The organism is Campylobacter sp. RM16189, from assembly GCF_012978815.1.
Taxonomy (GTDB): Bacteria; Campylobacterota; Campylobacteria; order Campylobacterales; family Campylobacteraceae; genus Campylobacter_A.
On record NZ_LIWR01000033.1, the window covers coordinates 1 to 769 of the forward strand.

At 33.9% G+C, this 769-nt stretch carries 1 pseudogene; it reads left to right on the forward strand.

What is annotated here, in order from left to right:
* Positions 1-769 (forward strand): annotated as a pseudogene (locus CDOM16189_RS08030) (methyl-accepting chemotaxis protein); the annotation flags it as partial.

Here is a 769-nt window from a genome sequence, read left to right on the forward strand (position 1 = left end):
GCATACGAGATGAATGGAGACAATAAAGTAGCGTCTTGTAGTGCATATGATACTATCAACTGGCTTGTTTGCTCGGCGAATTTAGTATCCGATTATGATTTGGCACTAAATTCAATTCTTTTTGACCAGATTCTTATTTCTGTGATATCTACTATAGCTATAGTTATTATTCTAATGGTCATTATTGGTTACTTTTTAAAGCCTTTAAATTTCATTTCAACAGGACTTGTTTCATTTTTTAAATTTTTAAATTATGAGATAAAAGAACCTGCTAAACTGGATGTAAGAACTAAAGATGAGTTTGGAGTAATGGCATCTTTAATAAATGAAAATATCAGCAAAATACAATCAGCCAAGATATCTGAAGATGAGTTTATAAGAAAAGCAAATGTCTTTGTCGATAATATAGAGTCAGGTAAATTTACGGCCACTCTTGATGCGGATGTGCAAAATCCTGCCCTAATGAATCTCAAAGAAGCATTTGCGAAGTTGTCTTTAAGTCTTCAAACAGGAGTAGCTACAAATAGCAATATAATATTTGATACATTAAATAGATTTAAATCTCAGGATTTTAGCGCAAGAACTAATGATAAAGGCTTGGTAGCCTCAGGAATTGATCTTCTTGGTCAGGAAGTTTCAGGAATGCTAAGACAAAGTCTAGAACAAGCTAAAATTTTAGAAGAAAAGGCCGAAGCGCTAAAAGGACTAATGAAACAACTCACCGACGGAACCAACATCCAAGCAAATTCTCTTCAAGAAAGTGCTGCGG